Consider the following 14,968-nt stretch of genomic DNA (forward strand, 5'->3'; position numbering starts at 1 on the left):
GCTCTTTATAGCAAATACTGTGTAATTGAGTGAATGAGTGAACAAAAGCCCCGCAACAGCGGGGCTTTGCCTTTCTGGTGGAAATTACACACTGTGTAATTCAGTGTGTAATCTGACATTGGCGACAGAGCCGCGCCGCCAGGGCCGCTGGATCGTGGGATTCCCGTCGATTGCGGTTCCTCGGACGACTCCCGAGGCCTGCGCCCGTTTTATATCCATGGGCGACATGCGAAAGGAGTAAGGCCAAGCAACGCCAGGCTTTTAGCCTATCCAGATTCGGCAGCTATCGGCCAAAAGCGGCCTGTAGCAGGCAGCGTAAAAGGTCAGGAGCTGACGGCCACCGAACAATGTCTCCGTCCATGGCAGTTGGTTGCAATAGGTCTGAAGCGACCCTTGGCTCAGGATTGAATCGGTTAGCCTGCAGCTGCGCGAACCTCACCAATGCAGCTGCCTTGATGAGAGACTTGGGCGCTGTGGCTTGCTTAGGCTTGTCTGCGCAGGTCAAAAAACTGGCAACCAGAGTTGAGACCCACCAGCCAACCAACCCTAGAGTGGTATTCCCGATACTTTCAATAACAGGGAATGCGTATGAAACTCAAACTCTTGGCGACGGTTCTAGTGGGCGCCGCTCTGACCGCCGGGTATCAGTACCTTGCCGTCCCCGACCTGCAGAAGAAAGACCCCGACGCCGGCCTCAGCCGTGATGAAATCCGGCAGCGCGATGAACGTGCGCAGGAGAACTGGGCCTACTCACTGGGGCTGCAGGCCTATGTCTGGGGCCTGCCGCTGACCATCACCGACCGTGAACGCCTGCTGCGACTGAATGAGCGCAAGCTGAAATTCGTCACCGAGCGCCAGATCTGCCCCTGCGCCCCCATCAACCAGATTGGCCACATGACCAAGCTGGCTACCTCGCAGGATGAGCTGCCTTATACACCCAACAACGACACGATCTACAGCGGCGTCATGCTGGAGCTCAAGGATGATCCGGTGATCCTCAGCCTGCCGGATGTCCAGGACCGCTACTGGAGCGTGCAGGTCGCCGATGCCTATCTGGAGAACCTGCCCTATATCGGCACCCGGGCGACCCAGGGCAAGGGCGGTCACTATCTGTTCGCCGGCCCTGACTGGCAGGGCGAAGTACCCACAGGCGTCGAACTGCGGCGCCTGTCGACCAACTCCGGCGCCCTCGCCCTGCGCTACGGGGTGAGCAAGGAAGATCCTCAGGACCTGCCCCGCGTGCTGGAACTGCAGAAACAGGTGCACACCACCTCGCTCAGCAATTGGGGCAAGCCCGATGGCTTTGGCAAGGTGACCACCGTGAAGATGTCCCGCAAGGAATACAGCGGCGACCTGGCCCTCTTCGAGCGCATGGTCGATCTGCTGAATGAGAACCCACCGCGTTCGGAGCAGCGCGCTGCCGTGTCCATGTTCCAGAGCATCGGCATCGAGCTTGGCAAGCCCTTCGATGCCAGCCGGCTGCACCCGGCCACGGTGGCTGGCCTTAAGCGTGCACTGGCCGACAGCCAGGACCTGATGACTTGGAAGGTGAAGTACCGCGGCACGCCCTACCCGACCCGCTGGAACAACCTGCACGAGGGCAGCTACGGCTTCCACTTCATCAACCGCGCAGAGGGTGCGCTCGAAGGTCTGATGGTGCATGACCGCGAAGAAGGGGTGTACTTCAGCACCTATGAAGATGGCACCGGCCAGTTGCTTGATGGCCAGCAGCGCTACATCTTGCACTTCGAGCGTGATGCACTGCCCCAGCTTCAGGACAAGGGTTTCTGGTCCATCACCCTGTACGGCACCAACTTCCAGCTGGTGGACAATGCCATCGACCGCTACTCCATCGGTGACCGGACCCCGGGACTGACCTACAACCCGGACGGTTCACTGACGCTATATATCCAGCACCAGCCCCCCACCGGGCTCGAAAGCAACTGGCTGCCTTCACCTGATAAAGGGTTGTTCCGTTTGAACTACCGCATCTATCTGCCCGATGAGAAGACGCGCAATCCAAAGACGCTGCAGCAGTTCATTCCGCCCATCCAACCCCAGGCGCGCAGCTGAGCCCAACATGCCGGGGCGCCCTCTCGCCCCGGCTGACTCAGTGGCGCTCCCTGAGCGCGCGCCGGTACTGTCCGGGACTGCCACCGGTCCAGCGCTTGAAGGCACGGTTGAAGCTGCTCTGGTCGATAAAACCCAGATTGAATGCAATCTCGTTCAGGCTCATCCCCGACATGCCCAGATAGCGCAGCGCCAGGTCCTGTCGAATCTCATCCTGCAGTTCTTTGAATGATGTGCCCTCCTCGGCCAACTTGCGATGCAGGTTGCGGCCACTCATGTTCAGGCGCTCGGCAATGTGCTCTAGCCCAAGCTTGTCGCTACTGAGCAAGGCGATGATCTCCTTGCGCACTTGCAGGCTGACCTGCTCGTGGCGCATTCGCCCCAGATAATCGCGCAACAACTGCTCGTTCATTCCAGCAATCATGGCGTTGGCCGCCGGCAGCTCCCGATCCAGCACGCCGGAAGCCATCAGCATGACATTCGCCTCGGCGCCAAAGTACACGGGCACGCCGAAAAACTGTTCAAAAGCCTCTAAGCGGTGAGGTACCGGACGGCACAAACGAACCTCGAGCAGCCCTTCGGCAGCACTGGCTCCAAGTAACTCGCGAAAGGTTCTGAACAACACCCCCATGAAGGCATCAACAGGGAAAAATGGCCGCTGTGCCGAACCGGAGCTATCAGAGCCCAGTATCAATGCCACCCCCACAGGGCTCTCGACCACCTCGATTGCCGCGATGGTAGTGACCACCCGCACATAGCGCTGCAGCCGATCGAGCGCCTCTCGCAGGGTGGAGCTGGCCTGCAGCGCAAAGATCAGGGCATTGAGGTGAGTCGGATAGAGATTGGCAGCGACCTGAAGACCAAAAGAGTCATCGCCGGTCCGTTCGACACAAAGCCGCCAGAGCTTCCACATGTTGACCACGGCAACTCGCAGCTCTGGATCACGAATCACCCTGGGATCGATACCGGCCTCCAGCATCAGCGGCACCGCCTCGATGCCATACCCCTGCAGCGCTCGCTGAATAGCCAGCGCCCAGGTGGCAATGGTCGTATGGGCTAGTTCGTGGGGCGGACTGCTCATCCGAATTCCTGTCTGAAATTGTCAAAAACGCGGCTGTGCGCGCCAAGAAACAAGGGACTTACGCGGCCTATCTTAAGCCCCCCGGCAAGCGGGGCAACCGTTTGCACTCACAACAACAAAAACAGTTTCCGAGGCATACCATGCACCAATTACGCAGAGGCCATGGCGCCCTTGTGTTTACACTGCTGGCCGTCAACAGCACGCTCTGCCACGCCGCTACCTTCGAACTCGACAACGGCATCAGCGGCCGCTGGGACACCAGCCTGTCAACTGGCATGAGCATCAGCACCAGCGATCCAGACAGGAATCTCCTGCCCACTGTCTATGACGGACGCGCCGCCGGCATCAACGGTAACGACGGGCGCATGAACTTCAAAGCCGGAGACACCATATCAAGGGTGGTCAAAGGTACCACCGAACTGGCGCTTAGCCGGGACAACCTCGGGCTGCAGATCAGCGGCAAATTCTGGCACGACGACCTGCTGGAAAACGGCGACGCCCGCTTCAAGGACTTCGACGACTCGGGCTTCGATTCGCTGGCCAAGTTTTCCGGCGCCGAACTGATGGATGCCTACGTCTGGGGCGAATTCCAGCTCAATGACCGGCCGCTGGATCTCCGTCTCGGTCAGCAGGTCCTGAGCTGGGGGGAAAGCACCTTCATCCAGGGCGGCCTCAATGTGATCAACCCGATCGACGCCAACGCCCTAACCACGCCCGGGGTCGAGATCAAGGAAGCGCTGATTCCGGTCAACCTGTTCAATCTGTCGCTTGGCATCAGCGAGAATCTCTCGACCAGCGCCTTTTACCAACTGGAATGGCGCGCCACGGTACAGCCAGGTTGCGGCACCTTCTTCGCCCAGTCGGATGCCAGTCAGCCAGGCTGCGGCCCACTGTATGCCGTTTCAGGTCGAACGGAAGCGCAACAGGAGAACATGCAGCTGGTCAATCCGCTGCTGCCGGCCGGGGCCAACATGGTTATTCCGCGAATCAGCGACGATACCCCCGCAGATGCCGGGCAGTGGGGGGTGCGCCTGGACTACTTCGCCGAAGAGCTGAACAGCACCGAGCTTGCCTTCTACGTGATGAACTATCACAGCCGGCTGCCCTATACCAATGCGATCACCGCCGACTATTCCAAGCGTCCGGGCAGCGGCTTCTTCCTACCCGGAGTTACCAACAACCCGCTCTATGGTGGCAGCAACGCCAAGCCGCTGGCCCAGGCGCCGCTCTACCAGATGGCCTTCCCCGAAGACATCCGGCTGTACGGCATCAGTTTCAACACCTCAGGACCCTGGGGTATCTCTATGTCCGGCGAGCTGAGCCACAGGCCCAACCAGCCGATCGCCATCAACGGTCAGGACTTTCTCTACGCCAGCGGCTTTCTCGACACCGAGTCACCCATCGTCGACGAACTGTTTGGCCTGGACATTCAAGCCCCGGGAAGCGGCCCTATTCTGGCCAAAGCCGCCGGCCTCTATGGGACACAGGTGCAGGGCTATCGGCGCAAACCGGTTAGCCAGCTGCAACTGACGGCCATGCAAACTTTCAGCGACATCTGGGGCGCAGATAACCTGCTGTTGATTGCCGAAGTCGGCACCGTGCACGTGGCGGATCTGGAGCCGGTCGAGACCCTGGCCTATGGCCGCGACGCCGTCTACGGTTCCGGCGTAGAAGGTGCCGCCATTGCCTGCAAGAACCCGGCGTTGAAGCAGGACTACTGCCAACGGGAGGGATATACCACGCCCTGGTCCTGGGGCTATGCAGCCCGAGCCAACCTGACCTACAACGACCTGCTGCCGGGCACCGTGGTCACCCCATCGTTGGCCTGGCGTTATGACGTCGAAGGTTATGCCCCCTCTCCGGCTCCGCAATTCGTCGAAGGCCGCCAGGCCGTCACACTGGCCGTGAACTTCGACTATCTGGAGCGCTACAACGCCGCCGTCAGTTACACCGACTTCTTCGGTGGCGACTTCAATCCGCAGACCGACCGCGACTTCATCTCATTCACCCTTGGCGCCAAGTTCTGAGGACTTATCCATGCTTAATAGCCCAATCTCCCGCCACACACTCCTGGCACTAAGCCTGATGATCAGCATGCCCGCTTTCTGTGCCGTCTCGGCCGAACAGGCGGCACAGCTAGACCAGCAACTAACGCCCATGGGCGCCGAACGTGCTGGCAATACCGACGGCAGCATCCCCGCCTGGGACGGCGGATACAAGCCATCGACCTCAGGCGGAGCGCTGGTCGATCCCTATGCCGCCGAGCAACCGCTACAGCGCATCGACTCCGGCAACATGGCGCAATTCGCCCAGTGGCTGAGCCCAGGCACGCAAGCCATGCTCCGTCAGTACCCGCAGAGCTTCCATCTGCAACTGTATCCCTCGCACCGCAGCGCGGCCTATCCCGAGTCCATCCTGAAACAGAGCCGGCAAAACGCCACCCGGATCAGACTGAACGCCAGTGGTAGTGGCCTGGAGGGTGGCTACACCAGCGGCGTGCCGTTCCCCGTCCCCCTGCGTGCCGAAGAGGTTATCTGGAACCATGTCACCCGCTACCGTGGCGGGGCGGTCAAGCGCGAGGTTCACCGCATGCCGGTGCAAACCAGCGGTGCCTATCAGGCCAGCCTCATCCGCCAGACACAGGTCTTTGCCAGCAATGTCCGGGACAACACGCCAGACAGCAATCTGCTCTTCTATTTCATCGGCCAGACCCTGGCTCCGGCGCGCCAGGCCGGCAACATCGCCCTGATTCACGAGCCCCTGGATCAGGTACAAACCCCACGCCAGGCCTGGGCTTACAACGCCGGACAGCGGCGTGTCCGGCGAGCCCCTACACTGGCCTACGACTCACCACAGAACAGCTCGGATGGCCTGGCCACATCGGACAACATGGATATGTACAACGGTGCGTTCGATCGCTACGACTGGACCCTCAAAGGCAAGCGCGAACTGTTGATTCCTTACAACAACTACCGACTGCACGACAAAGGGCTGAAGTACGCACAAATCATCCAGCCTGCGCATTTGAATAGCGACTACGTGCGCTATGAGCGGCATCGGGTCTGGGAGGTAGAGGGAAAGCTCAAAGCAGGCCAGCGCCACATTTACGACAAGCGCACGTTTTTCATTGATGAGGACACCTGGCAGATTGCCCTAGCGGACCATTACGACGCCCGTGGTGAGCTATGGCGAGTATCGGCAGCCTACCAGTTGAACTTCTACAACGACCTGGTGCCCTGGATGACCGCCGAGGCTATTCATGATCTGCAGTCTCGCCGTTATCTGGTCAGCGGCCTGAGTAATGAGACCCCGAGCGAGGCCAGCTTCGGCCATGAGGCTCTGCGCCAAGACTTCAAGCCAGATGCCTTGCGCCGCTTGGGCGGGAAGAACTGAAGGATCGGTCTTCGGCGAGTCAGCCACCGGCGTCGGACGACGATCTGCTGCAGGTTGACCGCCTTGCCATGCCCTTCCCTAACGGGCCAACCAAGCATCTTGGCGCTGGCGCACGGTGGTATCGTGGGCCAGAAGCACCTCGATAAAGCATTGCGCAGCAAGTGATAGGCGTCTGCCGCGCAGATGAGCAATCCCGAAACGCCCGCGCAGGCCAGGGTCAAGGCTGCGTAAAGCCTGTAAGTCGCCGCGCCGCAGTTCGTCTTCCACCATAAACCAAGGCAATATTGCCAGCGCCTCACAGCCCTGTAGGAGCTGTTTGATAATGGCCGAGCTATCGCAGGTGATGGCCAGCTTCCACTGCTCACGCCAGGTGTTCTGTAAGGCTCTAGGTAGGCGCTTGAGCAGCTGCTCACGAATATCCTCGGGAAGGTTGGGTCCGGCCAGTGGATACTTCAACAGCATCTCCAGACTAGGCTCGGGGTGCTCAAGCAAGGGATGACCGGCGCGGCACATCGGCAGCGTGTGGTGCTCACCAAGGGCCTGTATCGTATAGCTGGGGTCGTCCTCGATCTCGTGCAAGTCGGCCACCAGCAGATCTATTTCCCGGCGTTGCAAACGCGCGGGCAGTTCTTGCCAGGGTGCCAACACCACCTCCAAATGCACGCCGGGGTGCGCGCGGTTCAAAATGGCCAGCACCGGGGCGACAAGCGCGGCGCCGGCAAACGGACCTACTCCCACACGCAACTCACCTTGCTCCAGGCCGCGCGCCAATTGTAGGTCACGCTGCAAGTCCTGGGCGTGCAGCAGCAGTTGCCGGGCATGCTGCAATAACAGTTCGCCCATCGTTGTGGGGGTCACTTCGCGGTGGCTGCGATCAAACAGCTGCTCGCCAACCTGAGCTTCCAGCGCTTGCAGGCTGCGGGTCAGCGCCGGCTGGGAGAGGTGCAGCGCCTCTGCGGCGCGGGCAAAGTTGCCATGTTCGACCAGGGCCAAGGCATGACGCAGGTGACGGAACTCTATATTCATGTCTTTTGCTCATCAATTAAATGATTTGATTGCATTGGACGCATAGTAGATCGCACGCCATGCTCTGACCAGACACTCTCTGGAGAACGCCGATGAACCTGCCCTATCGCTGGATGCTAACCAGCACCTTGTTGCTACTCAGTGCATGCAGCGACGGCCCTGCGCCCAGTCACAGCGCCGCCACGCCACGCACGCAAGCTGCCCAGGCCGAGGTGGCGCAGAGCTATGACCTGAGCCATGTCGAGGGCCTAGCCCAGGCACGCCGCGGCCTAATTGCCACGCCTCAGGGCCAGGTGCGCGATGCCGAAGGCGAAGTGATCTGGGACTTCGATAGCTTTGCGTTTATCCAAGGTGAGGCCCCCACTACCGTCAACCCCAGCCTGTGGCGGCAAGCGCTGCTGAATAACCAGGTTGGGCTGTTCAAAGTCAGCGACAAAATCTATCAGCTACGCGGCTTCGACCTAGCCAACATGACGCTGATCGAAGGCGACAGCGGCTGGATTGTCATCGACCCGCTAACCAGCCGGGAAACCGCCGCCTTCGCTATGGACTTCGTTGCACAACATCTGGGCTCACGCCCGGTGAGCGCGATGATCTTCAGCCACAGCCATGTCGATCACTTTGGCGGTGCTCTCGGCGTGATCAGCGCCGAAGACGCCAAGGTGCGTCAGCTACCGGTGATTGCCCCGGCTGGGTTTATGGAAGAGGCCACCAGCGAAAACCTGATGATGGGCATCGCCATGGCCCGCCGTGCCACCTTCATGTACGGCAAGCGCCTACCGCGCAGCGCCGAGGGCCTGGTAGACAACGGCCTGGGCAAGGCGGTTGCCTTCGGGCACATGGGCATTCTGCCGCCCACCCAACTGATCGACGGCCGCGAACAGACGCTGGACGTGGATGGAGTGCGCTTCGTCTTCTACAACGTACCCGAGAGTGAAGCCCCGGCGGAAATGACCTTCAGCCTGCCGGAGCTGAACGCCTTTGGCGGCGCCGAGCTACTCTCGCAAACCCTGCACAACCTGTACACCCTACGCGGCGCCAAGGTACGCGATGCCTTGCAGTGGGCCAACTACATCGACGCCAGCCGCGCGCAAGCCGCTGGCGCCGAGGTGCTGTTCAACCAGCACCACTGGCCAGTGTGGGGGCAGGACAACATCCAGACCTTCCTCACCACCCAGCGTGATGCCTACCGCTACCTGCACGATCAAACTGTTCGCCTGATGAATGCCGGCCTCACCGCGCCGGAGATCGCCGAGCAACTGCACCTGCCGCCCAGCCTCGACCGCCATCTGAACGTGCACGACTACTACGGAACCCTCAAGCACAACGTGCGCGGCATCTATCAGTTCTACCTAGGCTGGTTCGACGCCAACCCGGCCAACCTCGACCCACTGCCGCCGGTGGCCGCCGCCGCCAAGTACGTGGCCCTGGCCGGCGGCCGTGAGCCGCTGCTGGCAGCCGCCGAGCAAGCCTATGCCGAGGGCGATTACCGCTGGGCCGCGGAGCTGGGCAAACATCTGCTCTATGCCGATCCGGACAACCAGGGCGCCCGCGATCTGCAGGCACGCAGCTTCGAGCAACTGGGCTATCAGGCCGAGTCGGGGCCCTGGCGCAACTTCTACCTGAGTGGCACCTATGAGCTGCGCCACGGCCTGCCGGAAGAGGGTTTCACTCCGGTAATGATGCTCGATATGCTCAAACACACCGCTCCCGAGCGCTTCCTGGACGTGATGGCCACCAAGCTCAATGGCACGGCGGCAGCCGACAGCGCGCTGCGTATCAACCTCAACTTCACCGACAGCGGCGCGCGCTATCACTTGTGGATCGAGAACGCCGTGCTGCATCACCGCCGTATGAATGAAGGCGAAGTCGCCGAGGCCGACGCCAGCCTCAACCTGAGTAAGGACTTCTTCTTGCAGATAATCAGTGGGCAAGCCGGCGCCGCAGCCCTGCTCAGCTCCGATCAGGTGTCGATCGACGGCAACCCCCTGGCCCTTGGGCGCTTCTTCAGCCTACTGGATCAGCCAGACGGACGCTTCCCCATTGTCACGCGGTAGTAATTGGACTATGCCAACCAATTGCGCCGAGATAAAGTGGCGGGCTTGGCCGTACCCGCAAACAGGTCCAGCTATCGTAGAGCCCTCGATAGTTAGACTTAAGCCCCATGTTGCTGTGAGTGGAGCTGGCCGTTTTCACTCTGACTGGCTGCACAGGTGTTTTGAATCATCTTGGATAGGATGCTTCGGGCCGGAAGTAGCACCTAGCTAACGGCTGCTTTTGGCCGGAAGCAGCCCCAGTCACATGGAAAACCGGGGGCATTCAGCGAATGCTGTACCTTGCCAGAGGCTGCATCCAAGAGGCAAAGGGCCTCTTGGGCATGATGTCTCATTTTGTGAGTCGTTTTACTCGGCTTATCTGTCGTCCGACGATTGCATTTTGAAATCTCCTAGTCCGACCAGATGAGTTTGAATCTGTAACAGAATCAAACCCGATGACTACTCATCGGAGTCAACTTCCCCGACGAGCTTGCGGAGGCCCGTCATGAAACCACGGGGGAACACCTCCTCCCCAAGCTCGTCTTTCACCTGTCCGGCCTGCGTGACCAGCCACCCCCGGCGCTCGATACATTCGTCGGACGCGGCGAACCGAAGCGCCTTTATCTCGTTATCGGAGGCAATGCCCTTGAGCGAAGGGAGAAGCTCGACGGAGGGTTCGGCGCTGACTTCAAACTGCCTCACCGGACGCTTATCGATCACGACCTCAGCTTGGTTCTTGAGAATATTGAGCTGAGTACGGTAGCGGTTGCGCTCGGCGATGATCTGGCCGAACAGCACCCGCAGGGCGGGATCGGGAATGCGCTCAAGCAATTGATTGTCCTGAGGTGCTCGGCGGGATCGACTTTGGGGGCTGAGGGGCTTTTTGGTGGTGGTCTTGGCCTTCGCCGCCCATGCCTCGATCAGATCGCGGTAGTGCTTGTTAGCTGTCGCCCGGACGGACTGGTAGCCGACACCGCCGTCCTCTGCCGAAACCCGACCGATGGTGGTGATCGAGAAGTCGCGTTCGCCGCGCTCGTAATAGTCGCACAAGGTTTGATTGAGCTTGTCGAGCGACTGCTGCGTCTTCGCCGTCTTGCCTTCTTTGAGATCCTCAAGAATGACGTCGATATCGATCTCCATCAGATGACCTCCTCATGTTGGATAAGCCGTTGCTTGATGCTCGGCAAGGCAAGCGGCGCGGCCTGGCTCATCTGGTCGATTCCCGCCTCAAGAAGCCGGTCGTCTACCAAATACCCCTGGGCCTCGATGTAGTTCGCCGCGATCCGGTAGCCCTCCAGCTTGTCGGTCGGGTGCGCGATCTTGGCCATTTTGCGCATGAGGGCGTTTGCGGCGATCAACTGCGCCCGCTCGTCCATTTCCATCAACAGCGGCTGATACCCCTTCCGCATCATCATGCGGCTGAGTGCGAGCGTGCGCTTGGCGATGACCGGGGTCTTTCGAAGGTCATCCTGTAGGTCGGGATAGAACTCCGCATCCTCACAGAGCAGCGACAGGTGCAGCAGCTCTGAGTCGGTCTCGATAAAACGCATGCTTACCGCCAGATCCTCGCGAGAGCCCACGGCGACGAGCTTCTGACCCTCGTCGGCCTCGTCGCGCTGGTTCTCGATGTCCATCAAGCGCTGGATCAGATTGAAGCAGGCGATAAAGTCCTTGGCGTACTCATCGGCCTCCACTTTCTGCTTCTCATAGCGTCGCTCCAGCACTTGAAGCTCATGGTGCTTGGTGAACGGTGCGCCTTGCTCCTCAGCGAAGAACAGCTCGTCCTTTAGCGCTTCCAGCTCGCCCTCGATCTCCATCGCCAGACTCGCCGCCTGGTGGGCCTTGTAGCTGATCTGGTTGAACTGGCTGCTCAGTGCGGGCAGATAGCTGGCGTCAGTGATGAACCAGCGGCAGCGGATACAGTTCTCCGGCCCGTGGGGCACTGGGGCATAAGCGCGGGAATGCACGACTGCGGCTTCCTTAACGACGGGGCCGCCGTTCCAGCAGCCGCCCAGCGTGCTCAGCTCGTCCGAGCGGACGGTATTGCCGCCGACCAGGCACAGCCCTGCCGAGCGGTGCTCCCAACCGATGGGATTGCGGTTAGCGAGGGCCGCCTCGACTGATTCCTCGCTGTTGCAGGCGGTGCGAGCCTGGATCTGGGAGAGTTCCGCATTCTTGAGAAAGGTGCGGAGCGAGGCTTGCGCCTTGGCATCCAGCGCCGCGTGCGCCTCTTCCATTTTCTCCGCCATGACGGAGGGGGTGATTTTGTTGTAGTAGATCGTCATCAGCAGGCGCGTGTGGCCCGCCAGAAGCTTGGAGACCACCGGCAGGGGCAGGGCCGTGTCCATGGTGAAGGCAGTGATCAGGGACACCCGGAGGCTGTGCAGTGGGAACAGGGTCTTCGTTTTAGCCCCGTCAGGCGTGTCGTCCGGGTAGTCTTCCACCAGTTTCAGTGCGGTGCCGTCGCTCAGTTTATGGCCCGTCGCTGCCAGGTTCTGCTCCAACTGAAGTAGCAGTTGATGCCAGGACAATGCGCAGGAAAGCTCGGTAATCGGCTTGGTGCGGTCTTCCGCGCTTTTTGCGCTGGCGTCCCGGAACAGGAAGCAATACTCGCCCATGGCCTTCAGTGCGGATGGGCTCTTGGTCGCGCCAACATGCTTCCTGCCCAGTGTGCTCGCATGGGTCGGCGCAGTGATCGGGTTGTACTTCTCCTGCCAGTTGCGCAGCTTCTCCAGCCAGTACAGCAGTTCCTCGTGCTGCCAAGGAATCGTGTAGCCGCGATCCACTTCGCCCTTGTTCTGATCTGCGGTCTTGTTGGTGGAGACGTAGAGCGCGGTGGCGTAGGTCTCCGTCATCGCATCGTAGGTGCGACGGAACACGCCCTTGGCGTAAGGACGCTTCTTGCTGCCGTAGACGAAGGGATGGGTATTCGCTACCCAGCGCCCGCCCTCATAGCGCCAGGTATCGGCTTCGCCGGAATCGAGAAAGCGAACCTGATAGGTGCGCAGCGGCAGATGCAGCTTCACGAAGAGCAGCATTGCGGTGACCGGCGACCACATCTGGTGGATGGTGGTCTTCGTGTTTTTGCGCTTGACCACTTTGGCGCGCCATACGCAGTCGGGGTCGTCGCGGTCGATGATCTCGGGCTCCACCTCGAACCACGCGTAGAACACATGCTCATGCGCCCACGACCAGTCACGGAAATGGCGATTCGTCCAGCGGGCGTTACAGGCAGCACCTTCTTGTGAGTCCTCTTGCTCGCTGCCGTGAGCGTAACGGCAGAGGATCTGTCGTAGCTGCTGAATGTAGCGGTACGGCAGCGGGTTCCTGACGGTCTCCTGCGTCGAGCCCTGTTTCGCGATCCGCTCGCAAGGATTCGAGACAATGGGTCGTGCGACACCGTGATCGTCCTCGGCGCTGTAATGCTGCTCGATGACGTGGTCGAAGAAGGCAGCCACGTAATTTACATACTCCGCCTGCACGCGCTGATCGTTGACGCCCGCAGCCTGCATAGCCTCGACGAACTCCTGGGACGACGCTCTGTGTCCGGCATGCCCCTTGAAAAAGGCCGTGACATCGTTGGCGTAGGAGGCATGGCGCATCAGGTAGGTGACGAAGAAATGACGGAGAGCCTTCAGTCTATGAGCAACGCCAGCGTCCTGAGTCGCCATCCACTCGGCCGCATACTGCTGCCATTGCAGCCAGTCTTCGCCATGCGAGCGCGTGAGCCAGGAGAGTGTCAGATCAGCCGAGCGCCCATTGGTTTTCTTCTGCGCCATTCTCATGCCCCTTCCAGTCGCGGCCGCTTGCCGGTGTAAAACCCCTGCGGATCGATGTCCTCAAAGCCGTGCTCAACCAGTGCCTTCCAGTCCGTGACCATAATCTTGGCGTCGGGCCGCGCCAGTTGCTCGGAGGCCGCGCTGAGCATGTTCGAAACGTCCTGGTTGCCCGGCAGGGTATAGACCGTTTGCGACTCAAGGGACTTGTGGTGAAGGCATTTCTTTCGGATCAGCGGGTCGATGCCCGCCTGGGTCAGACGCCGCCCGTAGTTGTGCCGATGCCCATGGGGATCGAGCCCCTCGGCTTTGTTCGGCTCCAGGCCGATGCGGCGCAGACCGGCGGCATAGTTCTGATTAAAGGCGTTGATCGTATAAGGATTGCCAAACGCCTTGCTGTCGAAGCTGATGAATGCGTAGGGGTGATGCGCGTCCGCTGTTGCGCGGTATTTCAGGTGGGTCTTCCATAGGGCCATGAAAACCCGGCCAAAATCGACTGGGAACCACTGCGCAATCAAGTAGCCGTCCTTGTCATCGACAAGCTTGGCCTTCCAGCCCAGGTACTGCGTCCCCTTCATCTCGCAGCGAGGTATGCGCCCGTACTTCTCTTTCAGATACACCTTGCGGGTTCGCTCGCCCTTGCGACTCTTCCAGCCTTCGGGGGCAACACCTTCGCGCTCGCTGTAGATGCGTACAAGCGCTTGGCTTGGGTCGGCGGGATTCTCAAAAACATCGGTGACCCACAGCAGCATGGCCTCGCTGATCCTAAGCCCCGCGCCGTGCATTAAAAGGAGAATCAGCTTGTCCCGCAGAGCGACTCGGGGATCTTTGGCGCCGCCGATGCCTTGGGTGAAGAAGGCTTCGAATTTGGCATTCGGAAAGGAGATCGCGTCATCCTCCGTCTTCGCCAGCGGGGTGCGGCCCTTGATGCTCCGCGCACGCTTGACGGTGGTGCTGATTGACTTGTCTTTGATGTGGCCTAGGAAATCGTTCTGATTTCGCCGAAACCATGCCGCGTAGTTGAGGCGCTCTTCGTGAGGCGTGGCTTTGCGTAAAGGGTTCAGCGGCTTGGTGCCCTGCTTATCAGCAAGCCATTCCGTGAAGCCCGTGAGTGCGATGATGCGCTCTCTCACTGTCGCTTCGGAGGCGGGCACCCAGTACAGACCGGAAGGGTCTAGGCCCGCCTCCGAAGCTGTCCCGCTGTACAGCCGCCTGACGAACGCCTGGAACAACTTCTCGGGGTCTGTGAACGCATCAGCGTTTGCTTCCATGTAGTCAAGAAGCATCGCCACCGCACGAACCGTTTTCTCAAGCGTCGACTTGGAGCGCCCATTGGCGTGTAGGTACAAGAGGTAGTCGGTCAGAGGAGAAAGCTCCCCCTCCTCTGTTATCAGCAAAGGGAGCTCGCTTGCGACCCCTGTGTTGTCCTCTACGATTTTTGCGACGACGCTAACCGAAGCCATGCCACCCCCTTACACAAATTACATGGATTATACTATTTACCTATATGGCGGAAAGATCAAGAAAAAGCCACCCGAAGGTGGCTTCTTATCAAAATTACGCACTTTTACGTGCTATATGTAACA

At 60.1% G+C, this 14,968-nt stretch carries 9 protein-coding genes; 4 read left to right on the forward strand and 5 right to left on the reverse strand.

Annotation, left to right across the window (positions count from 1 at the left end):
• Window positions 1–588: 588 nt before the first annotated feature.
• Window positions 589–2,073 carry a DUF1254 domain-containing protein gene (locus JJD74_RS29820; RefSeq protein WP_011911464.1) on the forward strand — a complete coding sequence of 495 codons (1,485 nt, stop codon included), beginning with the start codon at window positions 589–591 and terminating at the stop codon, window positions 2,071–2,073.
• 37 nt (window positions 2,074–2,110) lie between these two features.
• Here JJD74_RS29820 and JJD74_RS29825 read toward each other — a convergent pair whose 3' ends face one another.
• Window positions 2,111–3,151 (reverse strand): AraC family transcriptional regulator, encoded by a 1,041-nt coding sequence (locus JJD74_RS29825; protein WP_003302555.1) that lies wholly within the window; start codon window positions 3,149–3,151, stop codon window positions 2,111–2,113.
• A 173-nt stretch (window positions 3,152–3,324) separates the two neighbouring features.
• Here JJD74_RS29825 and JJD74_RS29830 point away from each other — a divergent pair, with 173 nt between their 5' ends.
• Both JJD74_RS29830 and JJD74_RS29835 read left to right on the forward strand, forming a co-directional pair.
• A complete protein-coding gene (locus tag JJD74_RS29830) occupies window positions 3,325–5,178 on the forward strand; it encodes a DUF1302 domain-containing protein (RefSeq protein WP_003302556.1) in 1,854 nt (617 codons plus the stop codon).
• A 10-nt stretch (window positions 5,179–5,188) separates the two neighbouring features.
• Window positions 5,189–6,544 carry a DUF1329 domain-containing protein gene (locus JJD74_RS29835; RefSeq protein WP_036999587.1) on the forward strand — a complete coding sequence of 452 codons (1,356 nt, stop codon included), beginning with the start codon at window positions 5,189–5,191 and terminating at the stop codon, window positions 6,542–6,544.
• 78 nt (window positions 6,545–6,622) lie between these two features.
• On the opposite strand, the gene JJD74_RS29840 is transcribed toward JJD74_RS29835, so the two are convergent.
• Window positions 6,623–7,570: a LysR family transcriptional regulator gene (locus tag JJD74_RS29840; protein ID WP_003302559.1), complete on the reverse strand. Its 948-nt coding sequence runs from the start codon at window positions 7,568–7,570 to the stop codon at window positions 6,623–6,625.
• Between the two features lie 92 nt (window positions 7,571–7,662).
• Here JJD74_RS29840 and JJD74_RS29845 point away from each other — a divergent pair, with 92 nt between their 5' ends.
• Window positions 7,663–9,627 (forward strand): alkyl/aryl-sulfatase, encoded by a 1,965-nt coding sequence (locus tag JJD74_RS29845; RefSeq protein ID WP_003302560.1) that lies wholly within the window; start codon window positions 7,663–7,665, stop codon window positions 9,625–9,627.
• Between the two features lie 438 nt (window positions 9,628–10,065).
• On the opposite strand, the gene gmtX is transcribed toward JJD74_RS29845, so the two are convergent.
• Genes gmtX through gmtY form a run of 3 tightly spaced genes read right to left on the reverse strand, consistent with a single transcriptional unit; the run spans window position 10,066 to window position 14,845 of the window.
• Entirely contained in the window at window positions 10,066–10,746 is a 681-nt protein-coding gene (gene gmtX / locus JJD74_RS29850; RefSeq protein ID WP_043094776.1) for a gamma-mobile-trio protein GmtX, read from the reverse strand.
• Window positions 10,746–13,385, reverse strand: coding sequence for a gamma-mobile-trio integrase GmtZ (gene gmtZ, locus JJD74_RS29855; RefSeq protein WP_200617987.1), 2,640 nt, complete (start codon window positions 13,383–13,385; stop codon window positions 10,746–10,748). Before gmtZ ends, gmtX begins: the two co-directional genes overlap by 1 nt.
• Before the next feature lie 2 nt (window positions 13,386–13,387).
• Window positions 13,388–14,845, reverse strand: a complete 1,458-nt coding sequence (gmtY, locus tag JJD74_RS29860) for a gamma-mobile-trio recombinase GmtY (protein WP_125873147.1) — start codon at window positions 14,843–14,845, stop codon at window positions 13,388–13,390.
• Window positions 14,846–14,968 lie beyond the last annotated feature (123 nt).

The organism is Pseudomonas sp. MF6776 (assembly GCF_016613125.1).
GTDB classification, from domain to species: Bacteria; Pseudomonadota; Gammaproteobacteria; order Pseudomonadales; family Pseudomonadaceae; genus Aquipseudomonas; species Aquipseudomonas iridis.

Bases quoted from the DNA above. Each gene is read 5' to 3' on its own strand.
- JJD74_RS29820 (WP_011911464.1), top strand. From the start codon at position 589: ATGAAACTCAAACTCTTGGCGACGGTTCTAGTGGGCGCCGCTCTGACC.
- gmtY (WP_125873147.1), bottom strand. From the start codon at position 14,845: ATGGCTTCGGTTAGCGTCGTCGCAAAAATCGTAGAGGACAACACAGGG.
- JJD74_RS29835 (WP_036999587.1), top strand. From the start codon at position 5,189: ATGCTTAATAGCCCAATCTCCCGCCACACACTCCTGGCACTAAGCCTG.
- gmtZ (WP_200617987.1), bottom strand. From the start codon at position 13,385: ATGGCGCAGAAGAAAACCAATGGGCGCTCGGCTGATCTGACACTCTCC.
- JJD74_RS29845 (WP_003302560.1), top strand. From the start codon at position 7,663: ATGAACCTGCCCTATCGCTGGATGCTAACCAGCACCTTGTTGCTACTC.
- JJD74_RS29840 (WP_003302559.1), bottom strand. From the start codon at position 7,570: ATGAATATAGAGTTCCGTCACCTGCGTCATGCCTTGGCCCTGGTCGAA.
- gmtX (WP_043094776.1), bottom strand. From the start codon at position 10,746: ATGGAGATCGATATCGACGTCATTCTTGAGGATCTCAAAGAAGGCAAG.
- JJD74_RS29825 (WP_003302555.1), bottom strand. From the start codon at position 3,151: ATGAGCAGTCCGCCCCACGAACTAGCCCATACGACCATTGCCACCTGG.